The organism is Spirillospora sp. NBC_01491 (assembly GCF_036227065.1).
GTDB classification, from domain to species: domain Bacteria; phylum Actinomycetota; class Actinomycetes; order Streptosporangiales; family Streptosporangiaceae; genus Spirillospora; species Spirillospora xylanilytica.
Map to the genome: position 1 here is coordinate 4,757,792 of NZ_CP109432.1, position 17,792 is coordinate 4,775,583.

Genomic DNA, 17,792 nt, shown 5'->3' on the forward strand with positions numbered 1-17,792 from the left:
GGAGAAGGCAATGAACGCGACGGAGTCCCCGAGGCTCACCGTCATCGGCACCGGCTACCTCGGCGCCACCCACGCGATCTGCATGGCCGTGCTGGGCTTCGAGGTGCTCGGTGTGGACGTCGACGAGGGGAAGATCGCCAAACTCGCGGCCGGCGAGGTCCCGTTCTTCGAGCCCGGCCTCCCCGAGCTGCTCGCCAAGGCCCTGGAGTCGGGCCGGCTGCGGTTCACCAGCTCGTTCGCCGAGGCGGGCCAGTTCGGCGACGTGCACTACCTGTGCGTGGGCACGCCGCAGCAGCCGGGCTCGGACGCCGCCGACCTCACCTACATCGACGCGGCCGTGCGCACCCTGGCGCCGCATCTCGACCGGCGCGCGCTGGTGGTCGGCAAGTCGACCGTGCCGGTCGGCACCGCCAAGCGGCTCACCGGGCTCGTCCAGGAGCTGGCGCCCGCGGGCACCGGCGTCGAGCTGGCCTGGAACCCCGAGTTCCTGCGCGAGGGCTTCGCCGTCGACGACACCATGCGGCCCGACCGGATGGTGTTCGGCGTCGCCTCCGACTGGGCCGAGGAGCGGCTCCGCGCCGCGTTCAAGCCGGTGCTGGACCTCGGCACCCCGGTGGTGCGCACCGATCTCGCCACCGCCGAGCTGGTCAAGGTGGCGGCCAACTCGTTCCTGGCCACCAAGATCTCCTACATCAACGCGATGGCCGAGGTCTGCGAGGCGGTCGGCGCGGACATCAAGGACCTGGCCGACTCGCTCGCGCTGGACGACCGGATCGGCGGCAAGTTCCTCAAGCCCGGCCTCGGCTTCGGCGGCGGCTGCCTGCCCAAGGACATCCGCGCGTTCGCGCACCGCGCCGAGGAGATCGGTGTCGGCCAGGCGGTGTCGTTCCTGCGCGAGGTCGACGACATCAACCGGCGGCGCCGCGCCCGCACCGTGGACCTGGTCCGCGAGCTGCTCGGCGGGCAAATCTCCGGCAAGCGGATCGCGGCGTGGGGCGCGGCGTTCAAGCCCAACTCCGACGACATCCGCGACGCGCCCGCGCTGGACGTGGCGCGCACCATGCACGGGCTCGGCGGCCACGTACGGGTCTACGACCCGGCCGCGCTCGACAACGCCCGCCGCGCGTTCCCCGAGCTGCGGTACGGCGACAACGCGCTGGACGTCGCGCAGGACGCCGACGTCGTCGTCCTGCTGACCGAGTGGTCGGACTTCCGCGAGATCGACCCGGGCGCGCTCGCCGAGGTGGTCAAGCACAAGCGGATCGTGGACGGCCGGCACGCCCTGGACGCGGGGCAGTGGCGCGCCGCGGGCTGGGAGTACCGCGCGCTGGGCCGCTCCTGACCGTCCCCGGCCGCGCGGACCGAGCCGCTCCGCGCCGTCCCCGGCAGCCCGCCGCCGAGGTGGAACGTATCGCCCTTGACGGGCGTCTATTGGACCTAGGGCGAACGCCACGCCCGCACACGGGAGGAACAGGGCCTTGGTCTTCAAGAAGCTGAAGCAGGCGATGGGCGTCGGGGGACCGTCCATCGAAACGGTGCTGCGCAGCGCCGGCACCACGCCGGGCGGCATCGTCACCGGTGAGATCACCATCATCGGCGGCAGGTACAACTCCGACATCAAGGCCGTGAACCTGGCCCTGCGCACCCGGGTCGAGGTGGAGTCGGGCGACAACGAGTACACCTCGAACCTGGAGTACGCCAAGATGCCCGTCGCGGGCGGGTTCGCCCTGGAGGAGGGCGCGGGGCACACCGTCCCGTTCCAGTTCCAGGTGCCGTGGGAGGCGCCGCTGACGCACTTCTACGGGCAGCCGCTGCGCGGCACCACCGTCGGGCTCGCGACCGAGCTGGAGGTCGCCGGGGCGCTCGACCCGGGCGACCTGGACCCGATCGCCGTGCACCCGCTGCCCGCCCAGGAGCGGATCCTCGGCGCGTTCGGCAACCTCGGCTTCCACTTCCGCAACGCCGACTGCGAGCAGGGCCGCATCTGGGGCGTGCACCAGGAGCTGCCCTTCTACCAGGAGATCGAGTTCCACCCGCCCGGCCAGTACGCGGGCGGCATCAACCAGCTCGAGGTCACCTTCGTGTCCGGTGCCGGGTCGATGGAGGTCGTCCTCGAGCTCGACAAGCGCGGCGGCGCGTTCACCGAGGGGCACGACGCGTTCGGCCGCTTCACCGTCGACTACGCGAGCGTCGACCACACCGACTGGGAGAGCCGGCTCGACGGCTTCCTCCAGGAGGCCGGACGGCGGCGGGGGTTCTTCTAACCCCCGGGGGGACCGCCTCTCGACCGTCCCCCTCTGCGATCGGGCCTGATCGCAGAGGGGACCCCCCACAGAAAGCGAGCCGGTGGCAGAGCCCCCAGGACTGAACGACGCCGAACGACGCCTCTGGACCGCCTTCCCGACCGGGACGGCGGTCGTCCTGGGCGACGAACGGCCCGCCGGCCCGCACCCCGACCGGATGGTGCGCGCCGAGGTGATCTGCCGGCTGCTGCTCGGCGCGGTCGAGACCCGGCCCGGGTTCGTCGCCGCCGTCCGGCTGCACGGCGCCTACATCATCGGCAGGCTCGACATCTCCGGCGGCAGCGTCGCGCACGAGCTGCGGCTGGAGAACTGCCGCCTGGTCGAGGCGCCCGACTTCTCCAACGCGCAGACCCGGCAGCTCCGGCTGTCCGACTGCACGATGCCCGGCTTCGACGGCGGCGGGCTGCGCGCGGACGGCTACCTCAGCCTGTCCGGGTCGGTGATCGACGGGGAGGTCCGGATGCCGCGCGCCCAGCTCGCCGGCGGGCTCCGGATGAACGGCACCAAGGTCACCGTGACCGACCCGGCGCGGTGGGCGCTGTTCTCCGGCGGCCTGGTCGTCGACGTCGGCGCGTTCATCCGGAACGCCGAGTTCACCGGCGGGGTGCGGCTGGTCGGCGCCCGGATGAACGGCGGCCTGTTCATGGACGGCACCACGCTGCGCAACCCGGGCCGCCTCGCGCTGGACGCCGAGAACATGGTGGTCGAGGACGCCGCCGAGTTCAGCAACGGGTTCCGCGGTGAGGGCACCGTCCGGCTGCGGAACGCGCGCTTCGACGGCATCCTGTCCTTCTCCAAGGCGACCCTCGACTCCTGCGACCCGGGCCGGATGGCGCTGCACGCCAGCCACATCCAGGCGGACGAGCTGATCCTCTGGCCGCAGGAGAAGATCAAGGGCCGGGTGTCGCTGTCGTACTCCCGGATCGCGGTGATCATGGATCATCCCGACATCTGGCCGGACGAGCTGTGGCTGAACGGGCTCACCTACGAGACGCTGCGCGGCGGCATGTTCCAGGACCGGCTGCGCTGGGTCGCGCGGGACGAGCAGTTCCACCTCCAGCCCTACGAGCAGCTCGCCAACTGGTACCACGGGATCGGCCACGACGACCTGGCCCGCAAGGTGCAGCTCGCCAAGCTGCGGGCCCGCCGCCGCAGGCTCAACCCGGTCGCGCGGGGCTGGAACCACCTGCTCGACTGGACGGTCGGGTACGGGTACCGGCCGTGGCTGGCGTTCATGTGGTTCGCGGTGCTGCTGGCGATCGGCACCACGGTCTTCACCCTCGAGCGGCCCGCCTCGATCAAGCCGCCGGAGGAGCGCCCAATGTTCCACGCGCTGGTGTACTCGCTCGACCTGTTGATCCCGATCGACACCTTCGGGCAGCAGTCGTCCTTCGATCCGCACGGCTGGTCCCGCTGGGTGGCCTACAGTCTGGTCGCGACCGGCTGGGTGCTGGCGACCGCGCTCATCGCGGGCGTCACCCGGGTGCTCCGCCCGAACTGACCCGCCGCCACGCGCATCGACCAGGGTGCGAGGTGTACACGATCGACGAGAATGGGGCCTCATGGGCACGTATCTGATCACGGGGGCGACCGGCGGCATCGGCGCGGCGGTCGCCGAGCTGCTGTCGGGACGCGGGCACGACCTGATCCTGGTCGCCCGCTCCCCCGACCGCCTGGACCGGCTGGCGAGCTCGCTGCGCACCGGCTCGCATGCGGCCACACAGGTCATCATGACCACCCCGGACGGCCCGGCGGCCGTCCCCGGCACGGGCAGCGTCGCGGGCACGGGCGGAGCGGGCGGTGCGGGCGGAGCCGTGGCCGGTGCGGGCGGCACGGCGGTGCGGGCGTCGATCCGGACCGCCCCGCTCGACCTGAACGAGCCGCGGCGACTGGAGGCGGCGCTCGCCGTCGACGGGCTGCCCGAACGCCTCGACGGCGTCGTCCACGCCGCGGGCATGGTGCGCCTGTCGCCGGTGGCCGAGCTCGAGGCCGACGAGTGGATCGACCACCTCAACGTCAACCTCGTGTCGGCGGCCGAGCTGACCCGGCTGCTGCTGCCGTCGCTGCGCCTGGCCAAGGGGCACGTGGTGTTCGTCAACTCCACCGCCGGGCTGCGCGCCAACCCCGAGTGGGCGGCGTACGCGGCGAGCAAGTTCGGGCTGCGGGCGCTGGCCGACTCGCTGCGCGCCGAGGAGCCCGAGCTGCGGGTCACGACGGTCTACCCGGGCCGTACCGCGACCGAGATGCAGCAGCGGGTCCGCGCGCAGGAGGGCCAGCCGTACGCGGCCGACGACTTCGCGGCGCCGGCCACCGTGGCGCGGGTGCTGGTCGCGGCCATCGAGACGCCGCGCGACGCGGTGGTCTCCGATGTCACCGTCCGCCCGGCCTGAACGCCGGCAGGGCGTCCGTCCGGCTCCGGCTTCCGGGGCCGGGCGGATCGTCGGACGGGGCGCCGGGCCGCCGCGGGCCAGGTCCGGCCGCGCGGTCCGATGCGGGACGGGACGTCAGTCGACCGCCGGCGCGGCGGTGGCCCGGCGGTGGCGGAGGGCCCAGGCGCCGAGCACGCCGCCGATCAGCCCGAACAGGTGGCCCTGCCAGGAGATGCCAGGGTCACTCGGGAGCACGCCGACCAGCATCGTGCCGTACACCGCGACGACGCCGACGGCGATCGCGATGTCGAGCAGGCGGCGTTCGAACACGCCCCGGCCGAGCAGGTAGCCGAAGAATCCGAAGATCAGGATGCTGGACCCGAGCGTGTTGGCCGAGCTGGTGAACCAGACGCCCATCCCGCCGACCACGATGACGATCAGGCTGGCGCCGAGGAACTTGGCGATGCCGCGCACCGCCGCGAGGAAGCCCAGGATCACGAACGGCACGGTGTTGCCGATGAGGTGCCCGAAGCCGGCGTGCATGAAGGGCGCGGTGAAGATGTCGGGGAGGTCGTTCACGTCGCGCGGCTGGATGCCGAACTGGTCGAGCCGGCCGTCCACCGCCCAGTCGATCGCCTCCAGGACCCACATCACGGCCGTGACCAGGCCGATCAGGACCACCGCCGACACCGCGCGGGCGCCTTGCGTGGCCAGTCCTGCTGAGCGCTGCTGTTCGGGGACCGGGGGATAGCTCATGTACGCCACCGTAGAACTGGATGACCGTTCCGTCATCGTGCCCAACGATCCCGGTCCCCCGATGGTGCCCGCCCGCCGCCGGGACGCGGGTCCTGGCGATGTGCGGCCTCGGCGGGTTCGCCGAGCGGGTCGCGGTGCCGGCCGCCGCCGCGGTGCCGATTCCGGCCATGCTGGACGCGGCGCGGGCGGCCACGTTTACGCAGAGCCACTGCACGGCGCTGTTCGGGCTGCGCGACCGGGCCGGGCTGCGCGCCGGGGAGACCGTGTTCGTGCTCGGCGCGGGCGGCGGGGTCGGGCTGGCGGCCGTCCAGGTGGCCACCGCGCTCGGCGCCCGGGTCCTGGCCGGCGCCTCGTCCGCCGCGAAGCGGGAGGCGGCGCTCGCCGCGGGCGCGGAGGCGGCGATCGACACGGCCGAGGATGTCAAGGCCGCTGTCCGGACGTGGTCGGACGGCGGGGTCGACGTGGTGTACGACCCGGTCGGCGGGGCGCTGGCGGACCCCGCGTTGCGCGCGCTGCGCGAGGGCGGCCGGTACGCGGTGATCGGGTTCGCGTCGGGCGGGATCCCGGCGCTGCCGCTCAATCAGGTGCTGCTCCGCAACCGCACCGTGGTCGGGGTCGACTGGGGCGCGTGGGCGATGTCGCGTCCGCTCGACCAGCAGGCCCTGCTCGGCGAGCTGCTCACGCTGGTCGCGGGCGGACGGCTCGTCCCGGTCGCGCCCCGCACCGAGCCCCTGGAAGCGGCCGGGACGGTGCTGGACGACCTGCTGGGCCGCCGGGTGGTCGGCAAGGTGGCGCTGATCCCGTGACGTCCCGCCCGGCCTCGGGCCATGCGGCCCGGCACTACGGTCAGGCGGCCTGCTCGGCCTCTTCGACGTCGCCGCGGACGGCGATGACGGGCAGCCGGTGCCGGATCGGGGCCTCGGCGGCGCGGCGCAGGTGCCGCCGCTCCTCGGGGGTCGTCCCGCCCCAGATCCCGTCGGGCTCGCCCACGCGCAGCGCCCAGGTGAGGCAGGCGGCCGATACCGGGCAGTTGGCGCAGATGGCCTTGGCCGCACGCTGCTGTTCCTGGAGCACCTCGGCGGCGTAGCCGATCGGGAAGAAGAGGTCGGGATCGGCGCCGCGGCAGATGGCGTGGTCGGTCCAGTGTTCCTCGTGAGTCGTCTTCGACATGGCTTCTCCCTGCGGCGCTCCGGGGTGCCGGACACCGGCAGTTCACGGATCGGTGTGGTTTCCACTCAACGTAGTACTACGAGCGGTAGTACTACAAGTCATGGTGAGCAATGCAACCTAGCGTCCGGATAGCCTGTTGACGTGCAGCGTGATCAAGAAGTGACCTTTCGCGAGGCAACGCCGGACGATCTGCCCGGAATCGTCCGGCTCCTGGCCGACGATCCGCTCGGCGCCACCCGCGAGACCCCCGCCGGGACCGTCCCCGAGACCTACCTCGCCGCCTTCGCCGCGATCACCCAGAGCGCCGACAACATCCTCGTCGTGGCCGAGGTCGGCGGCGCCCTCGCCGGCACGATGCAGCTCACCTACATCCCCGGACTCACCTACACCGGCGGCCTGCGCGCCCAGATCGAGGGCGTCCGGGTGGCCGCCGAGCAGCGCGGCCGGGGCATCGGCCAGTCCATGATCGGCTGGGCCATCGAACGGGCCCGCGAGCGCGGCTGCCGCCTGATCCAGCTCACCACCGACCGCCAGCGTCCCGAATCGGTGCGCTTCTACCAGAAGATCGGCTTCCGCCCGTCCCACATGGGGATGAAGCTCCACCTGTAGCCGCCCCCGACGACCGGAGACCACTCCGCCGCATCCCGCACAATTGACGCATGTTGCATGGCCGGGGGACGGAACGGGCGGCGATCGACGCCCTCGTGGACGATGTGCGCGCCGGGCGGGGCCGGGCGCTGGTGCTGCGCGGGCAGGCGGGGATCGGGAAGTCCGCGCTGCTGGAGTACGCCGCCGGGGCGGGGACACCGGTCCTGCGGGCGACCGGGGCCGAGCCCGAGCAGGGGCTGGCGTTCGCCGCACTGCACCAGCTCCTGCGTCCGGTGTCGGGCCTGGCCGGCGCGCTGCCCGAGCCCCAGCGCGACGCGCTGCGCGGAGCGCTCGGACTGGCCGCGTCCGCCGGCGGCGACGCCCGGTTCCTGGTGTCGGCCGGGGTGCTGTCCCTGCTGGTCGAGGCGGCGGGCGACGGCGGGCTGCTCTGCCTCGTGGACGACTTCCAGTGGTTCGACCAGGCGTCCGCCGACGCGCTGCTCTTCGCGGCGCGGCGCCTCGGCGGCGAGCGGGTGGGGATGCTGATCGCCGCCCGCGAGGGCGGCGACATCCGGGACCTCCCCGTCGCGAAGATCACCGGTCTGGCGGTGGAGGAGGCGGTCCCGCTGCTGGGGGACGGCGCGATCCGGCCGATCGCCGAACGGCTCGTCGCGCTCACTGGCGGCAACCCGCTGGCGCTCCAGGAGGCCGCCCGGATCCTGACCCCCGGGCAGCTCGGCGGCCGGAGCCCGCTCCCCGATCCGCTGCCCGCCGGCGCGGACCTCTTCGCCCACCAGGTCGGACGGCTGCCCGCCGCGACCCGGCTGCTGCTGCTCGTCGCGGCGGCCGAGGGCCAGGGAGACCTCGACGTGGTGCTGCGGGCGGCCGGGCGGCTGGAGGCCGGGGCGGAGGCGCTCCAGCCGGCCGAGGCGAGCGGACTGATCACGGTGGACGGCCCGGTGCTGCGCTTCCGGCACCCGCTGATCCGCTCGGCGGCCTACCGGGCACCGGACCGGCGGCGGGCGCACGCGGCCCTCGCCGAGACGGTCGACGACCCGGAGCGGCGGGCCTGGCACCGGGCGGAGGCCGCGGTGGGACGGCAGGCCGGGGTCGCGGACGAGCTGGCCGAGTCGGCGGCGCGGGCGAGCGCGCGGGGCGGGTACGCCGACGCCGCGTCCGCACTGGTGAAGTCGGCCGAGCTGACCCCCGGCCGGGAGCTGCGGGCGCGCCGGTTGATCGACGCCACCACGGCCGCGTGGCTCGGAGGGCGGCCGGGGCTGGCCGAGACCTGCCTGGCGGAGGCGCGGGAGCTGACCGGCGACCCGCGGCGGCGCGCGGAGCTGGCCCAGCTTCGCGGACGGTTCGAGCTGTGCTCGGGCGACGCGTCCGAGGCACAGCGGATCTTCCTGGAGAACGCCGGCGTCGATCCCGCCCGGACGCTGGAGATGCTGTCCGACGCCGCCGAGGCCGCGAGCTATGTCGGCGATGTCGCCGCGATCGTCGACATCGGCCGCCAGGCCGAGGCGCTGCCCGAGTCCTTCCTGCAAGGAATGCTGGTCGGCACCGGTGCGCTGCTCGGCGGCGACCCCGAACGGGGCGCGCCGCTGCTGCGCACGTGGCTGCGCCGGGCGGACGAGCCGAAGCAGGCGTCCGAGCTGCTGTGGTCGGCGGCGGCGGCGACCTATCTGGGCGAGGCGGACGCCAGTAGTGAGTTCATCATCCGGGCAGGGCAGGTGGCACGGATCTCCGGGATGGTCGGGCAGTTGCCGGTCGTCCTGGAGTACGTCGCCACCGCCGAGCGCGTCAAGGGCCGGTTCGCGCTGAGCGCCGCGCTCTCTGAGGAGGGACTGTCGCTCGCCCAGGAGGCCGGGTACGCGAACTCCGCCGCGGCACACCTGGCCAACCTCGCCGCAGTGGCGGCCATACAGGGAGAAGAGGCCGACTGCGAACGCCACGCGCACGAGGCCCTCGCCATCGCGATCCCGCACAGGGCCGGTCTACGGGTGAGCGTCGCGACGTACGCCCTGGGGCTTCTCGCCCTAGGGAAGGGCCGGTTCGCCACCGCGCACGCACGATTCGCAGGCATGGTGACCGCCGGACCGGGACTAGGGCACCCCGCGACCGTATGGCGCTCGACGCCGGACCGCGTGGAAGCCGCCGTCGGCTGTGGGGAGCTGGACGCGGCACGCGAGGCCGTCGCGGCGTACGAACGGTGGGCGGTGAACGCGGAGACCGCGCAGGCGCGTGCTCTGCTCCTGCGCTGCCGCGCTCTGCTGGAGGACGGTGACAAGTCCCTCCGCCTCTACGAGGAGGCGCTGCCGCTGCACAGCGGCGCCCCGTTCGAGGAAGCCCGTACTGCGTTGCTCTATGGCGAACGGCTCCGGAGGGCGCACCGTCCCGCAGACGCACGGACACCGCTGCGTACTGCGGCCGAGTCGTTCCAGCGAGCCGGTGCCGCCCCCTGGACGGAGCGGGCGCTGAGCGAGCTGCGGGCGGCCGGTGAGGCGGGCGCCGCCCCCGCGTCCGGTGCGCTGAACGGACTGACCCCTCAGGAGCTGCGCATCGTCCGGCTGGTCGCCGAAGGCGCCACCAACCGCGAGGTCGCCGCACGGCTGTTCCTCAGCCCCCGGACGGTCGAATACCACCTGTACAAGGTCTATCCGAAGCTCGGCGTGACCTCCCGCACCGAGTTGTCCCGCTACTGGACGGTCCACGCCCAGTAGTCCTACGGATGGCGCGCGCGCCCGCGTCGGCGAGGCTGATGCCACCGAGACAAGGGAGAGTGCACATGGCCGCTGGACACATGGTGACCGTCGGGGACATCGAGCTGTGGACCGAGGAGTTCGGGGACCCGGCGCACCCACCGGTACTGCTGGTAATGGGGTCGATGTCGCAGGGCGTGGTCTGGCCGGACGCGTTCGTCGGACGGCTCGCCGCCGCGGGCAGGCGGGTCATCCGCTATGACCACCGCGACACGGGGCGGTCCAGCGCGATCGACTTCGCCGCCCGCCCCTACACGTGGGCCGACATCAAGGACGACGTACTCGGCGTGCTCGACGCGTACGGGATCGGCGCCGCGCACCTGGTGGGGCATTCGGCCGGCGGGATCCTCTCCCAGTGGATCGCGGCCGAGCACCCGGACCGGGTCCTGACACTGACGACCATCGGCTCGTCCCCCCTCGGCGGCGGCGAGGGACGCACGGTCACCCGGGCGCTGACGGGCGAGCCGCCGCGTCCGGACGACCTGCCCTACCCGCTGCCCTCCTTCACCCGCTTCTTCGCGGACGCGGCAACGAACCCGCCGGGCGCGGACCGGCGGTCGCAGGTCGCGTTCCAGATCGAGCTGGCCCGGATGCTGCACGGCCCGGGCCTCCCGTTCGACGAGGACGAGCAGCGCCGGCAGGAGGAGCGGATCCACGACCGGGACCGCGATCCCGCGACGGTGGCCAACCACCCGAGGGCGTTCGCCGCCGCACCCGGCTGGGAACCGGCGGGCCTGCTCGAACGGATCACCGCGCCCACACTGGTCGTCGAGGGGACGCGCGAGCCCGTCAAGCCCGGCCACGGCGCCCTCATCGCCGCCGCCGTCCCGGGCGCGGAGCTGCTGATGATCGAGGGGATGGGCCACACGCTGCCCCAACAGGTGCACGAGGAACTCGCCACCGCGATCCTCACGCACACCGCCGTCCGGTTTCAGACCAGGGCCTCGCAGAACCAGTCGACCTCGTAGCGGCCGGAGGTGGGACGCTGTCCGGCGCGGACCTTGCTGAAGCGCTGGTAGTGCCACCGGCAGTTCGCCTGCATATCGATGCGGTGCGGACCGCCCCCGGAGTCTGTGCACCACCAGTTGCGGCCTCCTTCGGAGAAGGTGACCGTCTCCTTGTACCCGAGTCCCTTGCAGTAGGTCGCCATGCGGTGCAGACCGCCGAGCTCGCGCCAGCGCTTGGTGGGGCGCGTGACCGTGATCGTGGGCGTCGCGCTGGGCTTCGCACTGGGCTTCCTGGCGGGCTTCGCGCTGGCTTTGCCGCTCTTCTTGGACGTCCTGGGCGTCGTGCTCGGTGTCGGCGAACTGGGCCGGGGAGTCGGCGTGGCGGTCGGCGAGGAGACCGCCGCGAGCGGCTCCTGGGACCGGTCGCCGTCCGATCCGCGGCCGAGGGTGTAGACCACCGCGCTCGCCGCCCCCAGCATGACCAGCGCGGTCACTCCGGCCGCGGCACCCGCCACACCCCACGTCCGGCGCTTCGACGGACGCGGAATCGTCCGCGACTCGGCCGCCGGTGGGACCGGTCCTGGGCGCCACTCGCTGTGAATGAGGTCGCTGGCCGCCCCTTCCTGATCCTTATCGCCCACGAGCCGGACGAGCAGGGCCTCGGCGGCCGGCCGCCGCGCCGGGTCGGGGTCGAGGGCGGCCTCGACCATCGGCAGGAGGTCCTGCGGCACGCCCGACAGGTCGTACTCGGCCTGCTGCGCGCGGTTGGCCAGGACGGGCAGCGTCCCGGTGCCGAACGGGTGGCGTCCGGTCGCCGCGTACGCGACGAGGGTCCCCCAGGCGAAGACGTCGGCGGCGGTGCCGACCTGTCCCTCGAACGCCATCTCCGGAGCGATGTAGCCGGGACTGCCCATGACGACGCCGGTCCGGGTGTGCGGATTCTCGGAGTCCAGAGCGCGCGCGATGCCGAAGTCGATCACGCGGGGCCCGTCGGCCGCGAGCAGCACGTTGTGCGGCTTGAGATCGCGGTGCACCAGCCGGAGGGCGTGGATCGCGGTCAGGGCGGTCGCCACCCCCACCGCGAGGCTGCGCAGCGCGCCGGGCGGGAAGCCGCCGTGCGCCTCGACGTACTCGTTGAGGGACGGCCCGTCGATGTACTCGGTGACCAGGTAGGGAAGCCCGTCCTCCTCGCCGTGGTCGAGCACCTGCGCCGTGCAGAAGGACGCGACGCTCTGAGCGCTGGCCACCTCGGTGTCGAACCTCGCGCGGAACTCCCGGTCGCGGGCCAGCTCGCGGTGGATCACCTTGACGGCGACCTTCCGCCCGGAGAGGCCCAGGCCCAGATAGACCACGCCCATGCCGCCCTCGCCGAGCCGGCCCAAGAGCCGCTGCTCTCCGACGGACGTGGGGTCGTCGGGTTCGAGCGGACGGACGTTCGAGGCGGCGGTGGACCAGCCCTCGGTGTTTTGTGACGTCATCGATCTGCTTGTCCTGTAATGGGAGTCAGCGGCAGTGGCCGGGGAGCGATGCGGGGTCGGCCGTGGCTCTCACTCAGGCTCCCACCCCGGCGGAGCGGCGGGCAAGGCGAGTCCACCTGTGGCGCTCCCGCCACCCGCGGGCGCACGAGAAACTCGCCAGCGCGATCGTCACGCACACCGCCGTCAAGGGCTGATCGGCGTGTCTGGAGAATCAAGCCAAACCCGCTGTCCCCCCGCGGACACGCTGATCCCGTACCGGGAGCGGTCGGGCCGCCCCGCCCGTGCCCATCGCTCTTCGGCCTCCGCAGTGACCCGCGCCGAGCACCGCTGGCCGCGCAGCGGCATGAACCAGGCCGGGGCGATGAACCGTCCCACCGCGGTGCCATCGTCCTGCACCGTCAGCAGCGCCAGCGGATTGTCGGGATGGACCCCAGGCCCCCAAGGAACGAGGAGTCTCCCCCCGGGACGCGTCTGCGCCACCCAGGCATAGGGGACCTCGGTGGCCGCGGCGGTGGCGACGACCCGGTCGTACGGGGCACCTGCCGGGTAGCCGGACTCGCCGTCCGCAGTAACGACCGCCACCGCATGGCCGCTCCGCCGTAGCGAGCCGCGTGCCTGCTCGGCGAGGCCCGGATCGATCTCGACGCTGACGACGTTCTCAGCGCCCACGATCTCGGCGAGCAGCGCGGCGTTGTACCCGGTCCCCGCCGCGACGGTCACCGTCCCGCCTCTGACCGCTTGCCCAGGTAGCCCAGGATGAACACGGCCGCGTTGATGATCTCGTCCGCAGGCGCGATCGGCTCCCGCCACGACGTGAAGAACCACCACCGCCCACCATCACTCGACCGCGGCGCACACATGATCACGTCCCCAGCCATCCGGACCTTCTCGCAGCACCCCGCCGCCTGAGGATCGACCACCCGAAGCCCAGCCTCGATCAACTCCACCTCGAACCGCCGCGCACCCAAATGCGCGCCCAAAGCCGCAAGCCGGGCGTCCCGAGTCCTACGATCTGCCATGGGTCCGACCTCCATTGTCGGATCAAGGCCCCGGAACCGCCGGTGTTACAGCACCGGCCCGGGGCCGCCTCTGTCTCTGGTGACACCGAGGATGCGCTGTCGGGTGTGACGCCTGAACATCGTTCGCAGGACGTCTAGGACGTTTTCGAGCTACGTTGAAGAATCGTCCTATCGGTTCAGGCGTGAGGAGTCGCTGTGGCAAATGACGCACTCTGGCAGGCCATGAACGGTGCGAGACTGACGGAGCAGGGACTCGCGGAAGCGTGTCGCGTGGACGTTAAGACAGTGGCCCGATGGGTGGCCGATGAAGGTCGTGTACCGCACCCTCGGCACCGCTGGGCCGCGTCGGATGTCTTGGGAGTTGATGAGGCCGTGTTGTGGCCCGATGCCATCCGGAAGAACGTCAAGACCGGGCCGGACCGTGAGGTCATAGCGGTGTACCCGTACCGGTCGGCGTGTCCCAAGTCCGTGTGGCGCCGCCTCATCAGCGGGGCCCACAAGGAGCTGACCTTCGCCGGCTATACGAACTACTTCCTGTGGCTGGAGATCCCGAACCTGCGCGCCGCGCTCCGGCGCAAGGCGGAACGCGGGTGCAGCGTGCGGTTCCTCGTCGGCGATCCCGAGAGCGAGGTCACGCGGCACCGCGAGGAGCTGGAGTCGGTTCCGCTGACCGTGAGCACGCGCATCCGAATCACCCTGGACGAGCTGTCCAAGATCGCCGCGACCTCCGGGATCGACGCCCGCTACGGAGACGACCACGTCGCGATGAGCGTCTTCGTCTTCGACGACGAGATGCTGGTGACTCCGCACCTGGCCAACCTCGTCGGTCATGACTCCCCGATGCTGCACCTGCGGCGCTGCCAGGAGGACGGTCTCTTCGACCGGTTCGCCTTCCACGTCGCCGAGCTATGGAACGGCGGCAGGCCGATCCCGGGCCTCGGCACCGTTTGACGGCCCGCGCCCGTGCACGACCACCGCCGATCCTCAGACGGCCGGACTCGCGGCGCAGAGCGTCCAGCCGCCTAATCTGGAGACAGATCCGCGACCCTCCGGTCAGGAGGAAGGCCCCGTGCGACGCAGAGACCTACTTCACGACGGTGCTGCTCTAGCTGCCGGCGCGACCGTGGCCCCGATCCTCACAACGCTGACGCGGGCATGGCAGGAGAGCCAACCGCGGCTACCGGGTGCGAGCGTGTCGCAGGCCACGATCGACGACTGGACGGCCGGCTATGCCGTCCACATGCGCAGCTATGTCATCGACGCCCCGCAGATCGTCCTGGCCGGGCTGACCCGCGACTGGGCGGAAATGGCCCCCCACCTGTCCAAGGGCCAACCACAGGATGTGGAACGCGACCTCGCCCATGCCGCCGCCAAGCACGCCTACCTCATCGCGGGCACCGCGGTTCAACTCGGCGATCAGCGTCTGGCCGGCCGTTGGTGGCTTACTGCGCGTGATCTGGCCGACAGGTCCGGAGACGGTCTCCTGTCCGCCTACACCCGTAGCTGGGAAGTGACCAACCGCATCGCGGAGCCCCGCGAGAACCTCACCGAGTTGTTGACACTCGCCCGCGACGCACGTCGGCGCGCGGGGCGGCGGCCGAGTACCACGCTCATGTACGCGACCACGGTGGAGGCAGAGGTACTGGCGTTCATGGGCCGCCATGACGCGGCAGTGGGCACCATCCGTCGCGCCGAAGAGACCTTCGACCGCCTTCCGTCCAGTGAACCCAGCCGCGAGGAACTACTCCGTTTCGATCAAAGCTGCGTGTACTCCCTCGCTGGACGTCATCGCGATGCCGACGAAGCGCAACGGGCCGCCCACAGCTTTTATGGTCCGGACACCCACCTCTACTCGTCAGCCCAACTGAGCCTCTACGGCGCCGCCCTCCACGCACGCTCAGATCCGGACGAGGCCAGTAGGCGGGCATTGGACATCATCGGCACCGTCCCACCTGACCGGCGGATCAAGCGCGTGGTGCTCACCGCCCGCCACGTCCTCAACGCCGTCCCCGAACAGGCTCGCAAGCTCCCAGCCGCCCGGGAATTGCAGGCGCTGACCACTGGCGTCTGATCCCGGCATCGTCGCGGCCACGCCCGTCATCGCCGTCTGCATATCGGAGGACGACTTGTTCGGTGAGAACTCGTAGGCAGGTGCATGAAACGCACGACGTTCAGGGCCCGACCATCGGGCCGCGTCGGATGTGTTGATCATCGGTCCGTGGTTCGTGATGCCGTGTGGAGGCGGCTCGCCATGGCGGCTATCCGCTCGACCAGCTCCGGCGGGTCGTGCACCTCGAACCCGATGTCCATCAGGGCGACCCACACGACGATCTCGTCGAGGTTGTTCGCGCCGCACAGGAGGACGCAGGTCTCCGCGTCGACGGGTTCCACCGCCCCCACCGTCGGCGGCATGTGCCCGGTCACGACCTCCGCCGGGGCGTGCATGGTCAAGCGCGCCTGGTAGCGGTACGGGGCACTGGAGATCGCCCGGGACGTGTAGGCGGCGAGGTCCTCGGCGGGCGGGTCCCGGGGGACGAAGCGCGGCCCGTTCGGCCTCCGCAGGCTCAGCCGGTCGACCCGGTACGTCCGCCAGTCCTCCCTGTCGACGTCCCAGCCCACGAGATACCACCGGCGCCCCGAATGCACGAGCCGATGGGGCTCGGCCGAACGGCTGCTCTGCTGGCCCCCGTGCGACCGGTAGTCGAACCGCAGTCCCTCATGGTCTCGGCAGGCCGCGGCGATGGCGGTCAGCACGTCGGGATCCACCGGCGTCCCGGCCCCCGTCATGGGCACGGTCATCGACTGGAGCGCGTGCACGCGATGCCGCAGCCGTGCGGGCAGCACCCGTTCGAGCTTCGCGAGCGCCCGTACGGACGTCTCCTCGATCCCGGCGACCGTGCCCCCGGCGGCCGTCCTCAGCCCCACCGCGACCGCGACCGCCTCGTCGTCGTCGAGCAGCAGCGGGGGCAGGTCGGACCCGGCGCCCAGCCGGTAGCCGGGTGAGCCCGCCGTGGCGTGCACGGGATAGCCCAGCTCCCGCAGCCGGTCCACGTCCCGCCGGACGGTCCGCATCGTGACGCCGAGCCGTTCCGCCAGCTCAGCGCCGGACCAGTCCCGGTGGGCCTGGAGGAGGGACAGCATTCTGAGGAGTCGAGCCGAGGTCTCCAACATGCGTTCCATCTTGCCCGCCACCTAGGACCTAACTCGTCCTAACCGGCACATAGTGTTGTGGACATGACGAAGATCAAGCCGTTCCGCATCGACATCCCGCAGGCCGACCTGGACGACCTCCGCGACCGCCTGGCCGGCACCCGCTGGCCGGACGAGCTACCCGGCACCGGCTGGTCGTACGGCGTCCCGTCCTCGTACGCGAGGGAGCTGGCCGAGTACTGGCGGACGGCGTACGACTGGCGGGCGCAGGAGGCGGCGCTCAACGAGTACCCGCAGTTCACCACCGAGATCGACGGCCAGAACATCCACTTCCTGCACGTCCGCTCCCCCGAGCCGGACGCGCTCCCGCTGATCCTCACGCACGGCTGGCCCGGTTCGATCGCCGAGTTCATGAAGGTCATCGGCCCGCTCACCGACCCCCGCGCCCACGGCGGCGACCCGGCCGACGCCTTCCATGTGGTGGCGCCGTCCCTGCCCGGCTTCGGGTTCTCCGGCCCCACCCGCGAGACCGGCTGGAACCTGCGCCGGGTGGCCCGCGCGTGGGCCGAGCTGATGAGCCGCCTCGGCTACGACCGGTACGGCGCCCAGGGAGGCGACACCGGCTCGGTGGTCTCTCCCGAGCTCGGCCGCGTCGCCCCGGACAACGTCATCGGCGTCCACGTCAACGGCGCTCTGGGCTTCCCGACCTTCCAGCCCGAGGAGATGGCGGGGCTCACCGAGGCCGAGCTGGCCCGGCTGGCCGTCTACTCGGACCAGGACCGCGCGGGCTACGCCATGATCCAGTCCACCCGCCCGCAGACGCTCGCCTTCGGCCTGCACGACTCCCCCGCCGGTCAGCTCGCCTGGATCGTGGAGAAGTTCAAGGAGTGGACCGACCCCGCCCACGACCTTCCCGAAGAGGCCGTGGACCGCGACCAGATGCTCACCGATATCGCCATCTACTGGTTCACCGGCACCGCGGGGTCGTCCGCCCGCCTCTACAAGGAGGGCGCGAGCGACTGGGGCCAGGCCGTCGAGAAGTCCGATGTCCCGACCGGGGTGGCGGTCTTCCCGGGCGACCCCGGCGTCCGCCGCATCGCCGAACGCGAGCACAACGTGGTCCACTGGTCGGAGTTCGACCGGGGCGGCCACTTCGCCGCGATGGAGGCACCGGACGTGCTGGTCGCCGATGTCCGCGCGTTCTTCCGGCTGGTCCGCACCGCCGGACCGGGTGGCGCCCGGGTGTAGGC

At 72.2% G+C, this 17,792-nt stretch carries 17 protein-coding genes; 11 read left to right on the forward strand and 6 right to left on the reverse strand.

Annotated elements, in window-relative coordinates:
• Positions 1-10 precede the first annotated feature (10 nt).
• From OHA34_RS22115 to OHA34_RS22130, 4 genes are all read left to right on the forward strand, one after another.
• A complete protein-coding gene (locus OHA34_RS22115) occupies positions 11-1,342 on the forward strand; it encodes a UDP-glucose dehydrogenase family protein (protein WP_285939816.1) in 1,332 nt (443 codons plus the stop codon).
• Positions 1,343-1,478: 136 nt separating this feature from the next.
• The gene (locus tag OHA34_RS22120) at positions 1,479-2,264 is read left to right on the forward strand and encodes a sporulation protein (RefSeq protein ID WP_285939815.1); all 786 of its coding nucleotides are present in this window, start codon (positions 1,479-1,481) and stop codon (positions 2,262-2,264) included.
• A gap of 82 nt (positions 2,265-2,346) precedes the next feature.
• A complete protein-coding gene (locus OHA34_RS22125; RefSeq protein ID WP_329518780.1) occupies positions 2,347-3,804 on the forward strand; it encodes a pentapeptide repeat-containing protein in 1,458 nt (485 codons plus the stop codon).
• Between the two features lie 61 nt (positions 3,805-3,865).
• The gene (locus tag OHA34_RS22130) at positions 3,866-4,693 is read left to right on the forward strand and encodes an SDR family oxidoreductase (protein WP_285939813.1); all 828 of its coding nucleotides are present in this window, start codon (positions 3,866-3,868) and stop codon (positions 4,691-4,693) included.
• A 114-nt stretch (positions 4,694-4,807) separates the two neighbouring features.
• Here OHA34_RS22130 and OHA34_RS22135 read toward each other — a convergent pair whose 3' ends face one another.
• Positions 4,808-5,428, reverse strand: a complete 621-nt coding sequence (locus OHA34_RS22135; protein WP_285939812.1) for a rhomboid family intramembrane serine protease — start codon at positions 5,426-5,428, stop codon at positions 4,808-4,810.
• Positions 5,429-5,448: 20 nt separating this feature from the next.
• On the opposite strand from OHA34_RS22135, the gene OHA34_RS22140 reads away from it, so the two are divergent.
• Complete coding sequence (locus OHA34_RS22140) at positions 5,449-6,234, forward strand: zinc-binding dehydrogenase (protein WP_329518781.1); 786 nt, start codon at positions 5,449-5,451, stop codon at positions 6,232-6,234.
• 40 nt (positions 6,235-6,274) lie between these two features.
• Here the strand turns inward: OHA34_RS22140 and OHA34_RS22145 are convergent, their stop codons facing one another.
• Positions 6,275-6,598, reverse strand: coding sequence for a WhiB family transcriptional regulator (locus tag OHA34_RS22145; RefSeq protein ID WP_285939810.1), 324 nt, complete (start codon positions 6,596-6,598; stop codon positions 6,275-6,277).
• A 141-nt stretch (positions 6,599-6,739) separates the two neighbouring features.
• On the opposite strand from OHA34_RS22145, the gene OHA34_RS22150 reads away from it, so the two are divergent.
• The 3 genes from OHA34_RS22150 to OHA34_RS22160 all read left to right on the forward strand — a co-directional run bounded on the left by OHA34_RS22150 (position 6,740) and on the right by OHA34_RS22160 (position 10,916).
• Positions 6,740-7,207 carry a GNAT family N-acetyltransferase gene (locus OHA34_RS22150; RefSeq protein ID WP_285939809.1) on the forward strand — a complete coding sequence of 156 codons (468 nt, stop codon included), beginning with the start codon at positions 6,740-6,742 and terminating at the stop codon, positions 7,205-7,207.
• A 50-nt stretch (positions 7,208-7,257) separates the two neighbouring features.
• Positions 7,258-9,909 carry a helix-turn-helix transcriptional regulator gene (locus tag OHA34_RS22155; protein WP_329518782.1) on the forward strand — a complete coding sequence of 884 codons (2,652 nt, stop codon included), beginning with the start codon at positions 7,258-7,260 and terminating at the stop codon, positions 9,907-9,909.
• A gap of 65 nt (positions 9,910-9,974) precedes the next feature.
• On the forward strand, positions 9,975-10,916 hold the full coding sequence (locus tag OHA34_RS22160; RefSeq protein WP_329518783.1) for an alpha/beta fold hydrolase: 942 nt from the start codon (positions 9,975-9,977) through the stop codon (positions 10,914-10,916).
• Here the strand turns inward: OHA34_RS22160 and OHA34_RS22165 are convergent.
• The 3 genes from OHA34_RS22165 to OHA34_RS22175 all read right to left on the reverse strand — a co-directional run bounded on the left by OHA34_RS22165 (position 10,880) and on the right by OHA34_RS22175 (position 13,392).
• Positions 10,880-12,373: a serine/threonine-protein kinase gene (locus tag OHA34_RS22165; protein ID WP_329518784.1), complete on the reverse strand. Its 1,494-nt coding sequence runs from the start codon at positions 12,371-12,373 to the stop codon at positions 10,880-10,882. The genes OHA34_RS22160 and OHA34_RS22165 overlap by 37 nt on opposite strands.
• 183 nt (positions 12,374-12,556) lie before the next feature.
• On the reverse strand, positions 12,557-13,093 hold the full coding sequence (locus OHA34_RS22170) for a protein-L-isoaspartate O-methyltransferase family protein (RefSeq protein ID WP_329518785.1): 537 nt from the start codon (positions 13,091-13,093) through the stop codon (positions 12,557-12,559).
• Positions 13,090-13,392, reverse strand: coding sequence for a hypothetical protein (locus OHA34_RS22175; protein WP_329518786.1), 303 nt, complete (start codon positions 13,390-13,392; stop codon positions 13,090-13,092). The genes OHA34_RS22170 and OHA34_RS22175 overlap by 4 nt, the downstream gene beginning before the upstream one ends.
• A 372-nt stretch (positions 13,393-13,764) precedes the next feature.
• On the opposite strand from OHA34_RS22175, the gene OHA34_RS22180 reads away from it, so the two are divergent.
• Together OHA34_RS22180 and OHA34_RS22185 are read left to right on the forward strand one after the other, a co-directional pair.
• Complete coding sequence (locus OHA34_RS22180; RefSeq protein ID WP_285939798.1) at positions 13,765-14,343, forward strand: XRE family transcriptional regulator; 579 nt, start codon at positions 13,765-13,767, stop codon at positions 14,341-14,343.
• Positions 14,344-14,584: 241 nt separating this feature from the next.
• The gene (locus tag OHA34_RS22185) at positions 14,585-15,463 is read left to right on the forward strand and encodes a hypothetical protein (protein WP_329518787.1); all 879 of its coding nucleotides are present in this window, start codon (positions 14,585-14,587) and stop codon (positions 15,461-15,463) included.
• A 137-nt stretch (positions 15,464-15,600) separates the two neighbouring features.
• Here OHA34_RS22185 and OHA34_RS22190 read toward each other — a convergent pair whose 3' ends face one another.
• Positions 15,601-16,563, reverse strand: coding sequence for a helix-turn-helix transcriptional regulator (locus tag OHA34_RS22190; protein WP_329522435.1), 963 nt, complete (start codon positions 16,561-16,563; stop codon positions 15,601-15,603).
• 63 nt (positions 16,564-16,626) lie between these two features.
• On the opposite strand from OHA34_RS22190, the gene OHA34_RS22195 reads away from it, so the two are divergent.
• A complete protein-coding gene (locus OHA34_RS22195; RefSeq protein ID WP_329518788.1) occupies positions 16,627-17,790 on the forward strand; it encodes an epoxide hydrolase family protein in 1,164 nt (387 codons plus the stop codon).
• The last annotated feature ends 2 nt before the right edge of the window (positions 17,791-17,792 follow it).